Raw genomic sequence first — 7,965 nt, 5'->3', positions numbered from 1 at the left:
TACTTCAGGCCGTGCGTGATGACGTTCGACTCCAGGGCGACGACCGGGCGGCCCTCGTACAGCACCTCGTACACCGCCTTGTCGGTCTCGTACGCGCGCAGCAGCGCCTCCTCCGCCCGCGGGTCGCGGCCGGAGCCCTCGGCGTAGCCGGTGCAGTACGCCTCGCGGCAGCGCTCCGCCCACTGCGGGTTGGCGGGGCGGCAGGAGCGGGCGGCGTAGTCGAAGGAGCGCAGTATCCCCGCCACGTCCCGCACGGGGGGCTGCGGGCGGCGGCGCTCCGCGAGCGGCTTGGTCGGCTCGCCCTCGAAGTCGATGACCGCCCACTCGCCGCCGGGTGTGCGCAGTGCCTGCCCCAGGTGCAGGTCGCCGTGGACCCGCTGGGCCCGCCAGGTGGTGCCCTTCTCGGCGAGCACGGCGACGGCCTCGAAGGCCGTGCGCAGCCCGGGCACGTACGGCTGGAGCACGGGCACCGCCTGCGCGGCGGCGTCCAGGCGGCGGCTCATCGCCGCCGCGAGCTCCTGGGCCTGACGGGTCTCCAGGGTGACGGTCGGCAGGGTCGCGGCGAGCGCGGTGTGCACCTCGGCGGTGGCGCGGCCCAGTGCGTGCGCCTCCGCGGCGAAGTCCCGCCCGTCGGCGAGCGCGTCGAGGGCGAGCTGCCAGCCGTCCTGCGAGCCCTGTAGATAGGGCTGGAGGACGCCCAGGGTCGAGCCGTCCGCCTGCCCGGCGCCCGCCTCGTACCAGGCGACGGGTGCCGGCACCCGGGCGCAGCCCGCGCGGGAGAGTGCGAGCGGCAGTTCCAGGTCGGGGTTGGCGCCGGTGTGGATGCGCCGGAAGATCTTCAGGATGTAGGCGTCGCCGTACACGAGCGACGTGTTGGACTGCTCGGCGTCGAGCACGCGGGGGGCCAGGCCCTCGGGGATGCGGACGGTGCGGTGGAAGCGCAGCGGGCCGATGGCTCCCGGGGTGCGCAGCCGCTCCAGCAGCAGCGCGGCGAGGCGCGGGTCGCTGAGCCCTTCGTAGACGGCGCGTCCGGCCAGCGGGCCGTCGGCGACGTGGCCGACGAGGGCGTGGGCGAGGTGCGGCGGCAGGGTCTCGTGGACACCCAGCAGCAGTTGGTAGCAGTCGCCGGGGTCGCCGTGGTGCGCGGGGCTCTCCCGGTCGGTGCCGGCGAGTCCGGACTGGCGGACCCGTACGAGCAGGTGCAGCAGCCCGGGGCCCGCCGAGTCGACCGGAAGGAGTTCGGTGGCCGAGACGAGCGTGAAGCCGGTCACCGGCCTGCCCTTCCCGGCGAACCATCTTCTGCGCGGCAGCCATTCGCGCAGCAGTGGCGCCAACGACGGCAGCAGGGCGACGGGTGCCCGGGCGGTGGATGCGGTCTCCGACATGGCAGCGCGTCCTTTCCCCGGGTACTACAGAATGCACGGAACGTGCAGAGTGTCCCGGAATGCGGCAAGTGCTGTCCGGCTGTGCGGGACGTGTCGGGCGGGGAAGATCCGGAAAGACCCGATTCGACGTATGAGGGGGACAGTGCCCAGGGTGGAGCGAGGGAAACGCGCCCCACCCGCCGGAGGGCGCCGCCGCCCGTGCGGCGGCGCCCTCCCCTGCCGGTGTCAGAGCGGCCGGGCGGCCTTGCCCGCGCGTCCGCCCGGCTGCTTGCGCAGCACCGTGTCCTTGCGCAGCCGGAACCAGTAGAAGCCGTGGCCCGCCAGCGTCAGCAGGTACGGCAGCTCACCGATGGCCGGGAAGCGCACCCCGCCGATCAGCTCCACCGGGTGCAGCCCGTTGAACCGGCGCAGGTCCAGCTCCGTCGGCTGCGGGAAGCGCGAGAAGTTGTTCACGCACATGACGAGGTCGTCGCCGTACTCGCGCAGGAACGCCAGCACCGCCGGGTTCGACGACGGCAGCTCCGTGTAGGAGCCGAGGCCGAACGCCGGGTTCTGCTTGCGGATCTCGATCATCCGCCGCTTCCAGTGCAGCAGCGACGACGGCGAGGCCATCGACGCCTCCACGTTCGTGACCTGGTAGCCGTAGACCGGGTCCATGATCGTGGGCAGGTACAGCCGTCCCGGGTCGCAGGACGAGAAGCCGGCGTTGCGGTCCGGGGTCCACTGCATCGGGGTGCGCACGGCGTCCCGGTCACCGAGCCAGATGTTGTCGCCCATGCCGATCTCGTCGCCGTAGTACAGGATCGGCGAGCCGGGCAGCGACAGCAGCAGCGCGGTGAACAGCTCGATCTGGTTGCGGTCGTTGTCGAGGAGCGGGGCCAGGCGACGCCGGATGCCGATGTTGGCGCGCATCCGCGGGTCCTTGGCGTACTCCGCGTACATGTAGTCGCGCTCCTCGTCGGTGACCATCTCCAGGGTCAGCTCGTCGTGGTTGCGCAGGAAGATGCCCCACTGGCAGTTCGCCGGGATCGCCGGCGTCTTGGCCAGGATTTCCGAGACGGGGTAGCGGGACTCCCGCCGCACCGCCATGAAGATGCGCGGCATCACGGGGAAGTGGAACGCCATGTGGCACTCGTCGCCGCCCGCCGCGTAGTCGCCGAAGTAGTCGACGACGTCCTCGGGCCACTGGTTGGCCTCGGCGAGCAGCACCGTGTCCGGGTAGGCCGCGTCGATCTCCTTGCGGACCCGCTTCAGGAACGCGTGCGTCGCCGGGAGGTTCTCGCAGTTGGTGCCCTCCTCCTGGTAGAGGTACGGCACGGCGTCGAGGCGGAAGCCGTCGATGCCCAGGTCCAGCCAGAAGCGCAGCGCCGACAGGATCTCCTGCTGCACCGCGGGGTTCTCGTAGTTCAGGTCCGGCTGGTGCGAGAAGAACCGGTGCCAGTAGTACTGCTTGCGGACCGGGTCGAAGGTCCAGTTCGACGACTCCGTGTCCACGAAGATGATCCGGGCGTCCTCGTACTGCTTGTCGTCGTCGGCCCAGATGTAGTAGTCGCCGTACGGTCCGTCCGGGTTGGCGCGGGACTCCTGGAACCACGGGTGCTGGTCGCTCGTGTGGTTCATGACGAAGTCGATGATCACCCGCATGCCGCGCTGGTGGGCGGCGTCCACGAACTCGACGAAGTCGGCCAGGTCGCCGAACTCCGGCAGCACCGCCGTGTAGTCGGCCACGTCGTAGCCGCCGTCCCGCAGCGGGGACTTGAAGAACGGCGGCAGCCACAGGCAGTCCACGCCCAGCCACTGGAGGTAGTCCAGTTTGGCCGTGAGGCCCCGGAGGTCGCCGATGCCGTCGCCGTTGCTGTCCTGGAAGGAGCGGACCAGCACCTCGTAGAACACGGCGCGCTTGAACCAGTCGGGATCGCGGTCCTTGGCCGGTGTGTCCTCGAACGTGTCGTGGACGGGCTCGTTCACGGTCATGATGTGGGTGACCCTCCGATCGGGGGAGACGGTCGCAGGACCACGAGTACGTGCGCGGGTGCGACCCCCGGCTCCAGGCGCACGTAGTTGGACCTGCCCCAGTGGTATGTCTCACCGGTGAGCTCGTCGCGCACCGGTACGGTCTCGTGCCAGTCCAGGCCGAGCTCCGGCATGTCCAACGAAACGGTGGCTTCCTGGGTGTGGTGGGGGTCGAGGTTCACGACCACCAGAACCACGTTCGACCCCTGCCGTTTGCTGTACGCGAGGACCGCGTCGTTGTCGGCATGGTGGAAGCGCAGGTTCCGCAGCCGCCGCAGCGCCGGGTGGCGGCGCCGCAGCCGGTTCAGGGTGGTGACCAGGGGGGCGATGCTGCGCCCCTCCCGCTCGGCTGCCGCCCAGTCCCGCGGGCGCAGCTGGTACTTCTCCGAGTCGAGGTACTCCTCGCTGCCCGGCTTCACCGGCGTGTTCTCGCACAGCTCGTACCCGGCGTACATGCCCCACGTCGGCGACAGCGTCGCCGCCAGCACCGCCCGCACCTCGAACGCCGGGCGGCCGCCCTCCTGGAGGTACGCGTGCAGGATGTCGGGGGTGTTCACGAACAGGTTCGGCCGCATGCAGGCGGCGGTCTCCTGCGACAGCTCCGTCAGGTAGTCGGTCAGCTCCTGCTTGGTGTTCCGCCACGTGAAGTACGTGTACGACTGCTGGAAGCCCACCGACGCGAGCGTCCGCATCATCGCCGGCCGCGTGAACGCCTCCGCCAGGAAGATCACGTCCGGATCGGTGCGGTTGATGCCCGCGATCACCTTCTGCCAGAACACCACCGGCTTGGTGTGCGGGTTGTCGACCCGGAAGATCCGCACCCCGTGCGCCATCCAGTGCCGCAGCACCCGCACCGTCTCCCGCACCAGCCCCCGCATGTCCTTGTCGAACGCGATGGGGTAGATGTCCTGGTACTTCTTCGGCGGGTTCTCGGCGTACGCGATGGAGCCGTCGGCCCGGTGGTGGAACCACGCCGGGCGCCGCTTCACCCACGGGTGGTCCGGCGAGCACTGCAACGCGAAGTCCAGCGCCACCTCCATCCGCAGCTCCCGCGCCCGCGCCACGAACGCGTCGAAGTCCTCGATCGTGCCGAGCTCCGGGTGCACCGCGTCGTGCCCGCCGTCCGCCGACCCGATCGCCCACGGGACCCCGGGGTCGTCCGGCCCGGCGGTGAGCGCGTTGTTCGGCCCCTTGCGGTGCGTCGTCCCGATGGGGTGGATCGGAGGCAGGTACACCACGTCGAAGCCCATCGCGGCGATCGCCGGCAGCCGCTCGGCCGCGGTCCGCAGCGTCCCGGACACCACGCGCCCGGTCGACTCGTCGACGTGCGCGCCCTCGGACCGCGGGAACATCTCGTACCACGACCCGAAGAGGGCCCGCTCGCGCTCCACCAGCAGCGGCAACTTCCTGGACGCGGTGACCAGTTCGCGCAACGGGTGGGCGGCGAGCGCCGCGCGGACCTCCGCCGCCAGCGCCGCGGCCAGCCGCGCCGCTGGTTCCCCGTGCACGTCCCGGAGCGCGTCCACCGCGGCGAGGACGGCTTCGCGGCCCTCGTCCTTCGGCACGCCCTCCGCGGCCCGTTCGTGCAGCGCCGCGCCCTCCGCCAGCACCAGTTCGGTGTCGATGCCCGCCGGGATCTTGATGCCGGCCTCGTGCCGCCAGGTGGCGACCGGGTCGCTCCACGCCTCGACGTGGTACGTCCAGTGCCCCTCGCCGGTGGGGGTGACGTCCGCGCCCCACCGGTCCGTGCCGGGCGCGAGCTCTCTCATCGGCGTGAACGGGCCGGGCCGCCCGGCCGGATCGGTGAGGACCACGTTCGCGGCGACCGCGTCGTGGCCTTCGCGGAACACCGTGGCCGAGACCTGGAAGGTCTCTCCGGCCACCGCTTTGGCCGGTTTTCTGCCGCAGTCGACGAGCGGGGACACATCCAGGACGGGAATGCGGCCGATCAGCGAGTTCACAGCTCCACCTGAGGTTTGTGTACGGGGTATCGCTCTTTGTAACTGCTCCGTTGGCGCATGGCGTGGCGCAGGCATCACCGCTCCTCTCCGGGTTCACTCGGGTGGGCGGGTACCGGATGAGCCTTCCCACGCCTCTCGGGTGGGCAATCCGGGGGATTCCTGCCGACCGGCACGAAGGGGTTCCGGCCAGACAGCCGAGAACCGACCCCGTTCGGTGGAATTACGGGGCCGGTTCGCGGTCGGGTGTGTCAAGCGGCCGTTCGGCCCTGCTCACAGGGTGACGCGGTGGTTCACGAGGTGGACGCCCCGGCCTGCGCCCACATCTGCCAGGGCCGCCGCGCCACCCAGTCCTCGATCGGCCCGGGCCGCGTCCCCAGCAGCCGCGCGGTGGTGCCGTCGTCGCCCGCCATGAGGTGCGGATCGGTGCCCGACGCCATGTGGTGGTAGATCCCCGCCACACCGGCCGCCGCCTTCGTCCCCAGCACCTCCGCGAGCCCCCGCTCGAACAGGGCGGGCTCCAAGGGCACATACCGCACGGACCGGCCGAGCCCCCGCTGGAACGCCGCGGCCAACTCGTCACCGGTCAGCGTCCCGGCGCCGCCGACGTCGAAGACCCTCCCCACCGCGCCGTCGGCCGTCAGCGCCGCGTGCACCGCCTCCGCCAGGTCGTCGTGGGACAGCCACGCCACGGGCGTGTGCGCCGGCAGCGGGTAGGCGAGGACGCCGTCGTCCACCAGGGCGGGCCCGTTCCACGGGCTGAAGAGGTTGTCCAGGTACACCGGCGGCCGCACCACGACGAGCGGGACACCGCTGCCCCGCAGGATCTCCTCCGCGAGGCGCCGCGTGTCGAACGCCGCCACCCCCGTCGCGGCTGCCGGGACACGGGTGTTGGCGTTGAACACCAGCCGCCGCAGCCCCGTCTCCCGGGCGGCGGCGGCGAGGTTGCCCGCGTACGCGGCCACGAGCCCCTCGTCGTACACGAGCGGCAGGGTCACCGCGGCGTGCGTGGCGCCCTCGAAGAGCGCGCGGACGTCCTCGGCCCGGGCCAGGTCGCCGGAGGCGCAGGCGATCCCCGGCAGCGGCGGGCGGTCGCCCTGCGGGCGCCGGCTGAGCGTGCGCACCCGGTGGCCCCGGCCGGCCAGCAGCCGGGCGATGGCACCGCCCTGGAAACCGGTCGCCCCCACCACGGCGACGCGCATCGGAATGTGTTCTGACATGTGCCTGAAAGCCCTTCGATAGGGTGTAGGACGCTGCCGATCCGGCACGTTCAGGCTGGCGGCGGCGGCTTTGGCCGATCAATTAACAAACCGGGGCGGGGGTTGAAGGATCGTCCATGAACACCATGCGCAACGACGGTGACGACCTCCTCAGCGAACTGCTGAAACCCCTCAGGCTCACCGGGGTGTTCGACAGCCGCTGGCACATGCGGGCGCCGTGGGCCATCGAGGGGGACGCGGAGCAGAGCTGCGCCGTCCTGCACTACGTGGTGGAGGGCAGTTGCTGGATCACGGGTGAGGACCAGCCGCCGCTGCAACTCCTCGCGGGCGACCTGGCGGTCTTCCCGACCGGGGCCGCGCACCGCCTGTCCGACCGCCCCGACCGGCAGGGCGTGCCCCTGAAGGCGGTCCTGCCGGAACGCGCACCCGGCACGTCCGGCGAGATCAACATCGGCGGCGAGGGCGAGGAGAGCCGCCTGCTGTGCGCGGGCCTGCACTACGACTCCAGCGCGGCGACGGGCCTCTACCAGGCGCTGCCCTGGACCCTGGTCCTGGACGACGCGCAGGTCGCCCGCGAACCCCTGCTGAGGGACACCCTGAACCTGCTGGCCTCGCCCCACCGCCCGACCGGCCCCGGCGACCGCCTCATCCACCTGCGGGCGTTCGAGATGGCCCTCGTCCTCGCCCTGCGCCCGCTGCTGCGCGACCTGACGGAGAACCCGTCGGTGCTGCCGGTGCTGCGCCACCCCGCCATCAGCCGCGCCCTGGTGATGATCGCCACGCGGTTCGCGGAGCCGTGGACCATCGAGTCCCTCGCGCGGGAGGTCGGCATGTCCCGCTCCGCCTTCACGGCCGCCTTCCGCGACCTCGTCGGGGAGGCCCCGGCCCGCCACCTCACCGGCCGCCGCATGCAGGAGGCGGCCCGCCTCCTGTGCGAGACGTCCCTGCCCCAGTCGGCGGTCCCCCAACGCGTCGGCTACCAGAGCGCGGTGGGCTTCCACCTGGCGTTCCGCAAGTGGTTCGGCAAGACCCCCGGCGAGTACCGCACGCACGCGGCGAGCCCGGCCTGACGCGTGGGGGTGGTGGGCCCCTTGGGCGGTGGACCTCGCCTGACGGGTGGATGCCGGTCCCGCATCCTGGCGGTGGGTCTCACCGGACGCGTGGCGGTGGATCGCCGGGCCCCGGAGGTGGGCCCCGGCTCGGGGTGGCGGACCGGCCGCACCCGTCCGGCCGGGCGCGCCGGGCGGGCAGGGGCGGGGCGCCCGCGGGGCGGGGCCGCCCGCACGACGCCACGCCGGCCCCGCTCGACCCCAAAGGAACGGCCGCACCCGGTGGGTGGCGGGCGGCTCCGCCTCCACGCGGCGAGCTCTGCCTGACGCGCGGCGGAAG

General features: G+C 72.2%; 5 protein-coding genes. 1 reads left to right on the top strand and 4 read right to left on the bottom strand.

Going from position 1 to position 7,965, the window contains the following annotated elements:
• The 4 genes from BJP40_RS29535 to BJP40_RS29520 form a co-directional block, all read right to left on the bottom strand.
• Positions 1-1,385, bottom strand: a 1,385-nt coding sequence (locus BJP40_RS29535) for a phosphotransferase (protein WP_071283683.1), incomplete at its 3' end; no start/stop codon positions are given.
• 225 nt (positions 1,386-1,610) lie between these two features.
• On the bottom strand, positions 1,611-3,359 hold the full coding sequence (treS, locus tag BJP40_RS29530) for a maltose alpha-D-glucosyltransferase (RefSeq protein ID WP_071268281.1): 1,749 nt from the start codon (positions 3,357-3,359) through the stop codon (positions 1,611-1,613).
• Positions 3,356-5,350 carry an alpha-1,4-glucan--maltose-1-phosphate maltosyltransferase gene (locus BJP40_RS29525; RefSeq protein WP_071268287.1) on the bottom strand — a complete coding sequence of 665 codons (1,995 nt, stop codon included), beginning with the start codon at positions 5,348-5,350 and terminating at the stop codon, positions 3,356-3,358. Before BJP40_RS29525 ends, treS begins: the two co-directional genes overlap by 4 nt.
• Before the next feature lie 299 nt (positions 5,351-5,649).
• Positions 5,650-6,576: an SDR family oxidoreductase gene (locus BJP40_RS29520; RefSeq protein WP_175499893.1), complete on the bottom strand. Its 927-nt coding sequence runs from the start codon at positions 6,574-6,576 to the stop codon at positions 5,650-5,652.
• Positions 6,577-6,692: 116 nt separating this feature from the next.
• On the opposite strand from BJP40_RS29520, the gene BJP40_RS29515 reads away from it, so the two are divergent.
• Entirely contained in the window at positions 6,693-7,646 is a 954-nt protein-coding gene (locus BJP40_RS29515) for an AraC family transcriptional regulator (protein WP_071268285.1), read from the top strand.
• Positions 7,647-7,965 lie beyond the last annotated feature (319 nt).

Origin of the sequence: Streptomyces sp. CC53 (assembly GCF_001865245.1) — a bacterium.
GTDB lineage: Bacteria > Actinomycetota > Actinomycetes > Streptomycetales > Streptomycetaceae > Streptomyces.
Note: the sequence above shows the minus strand (reverse complement) of the source record. Positions and strands in the feature narration are given on the sequence as shown.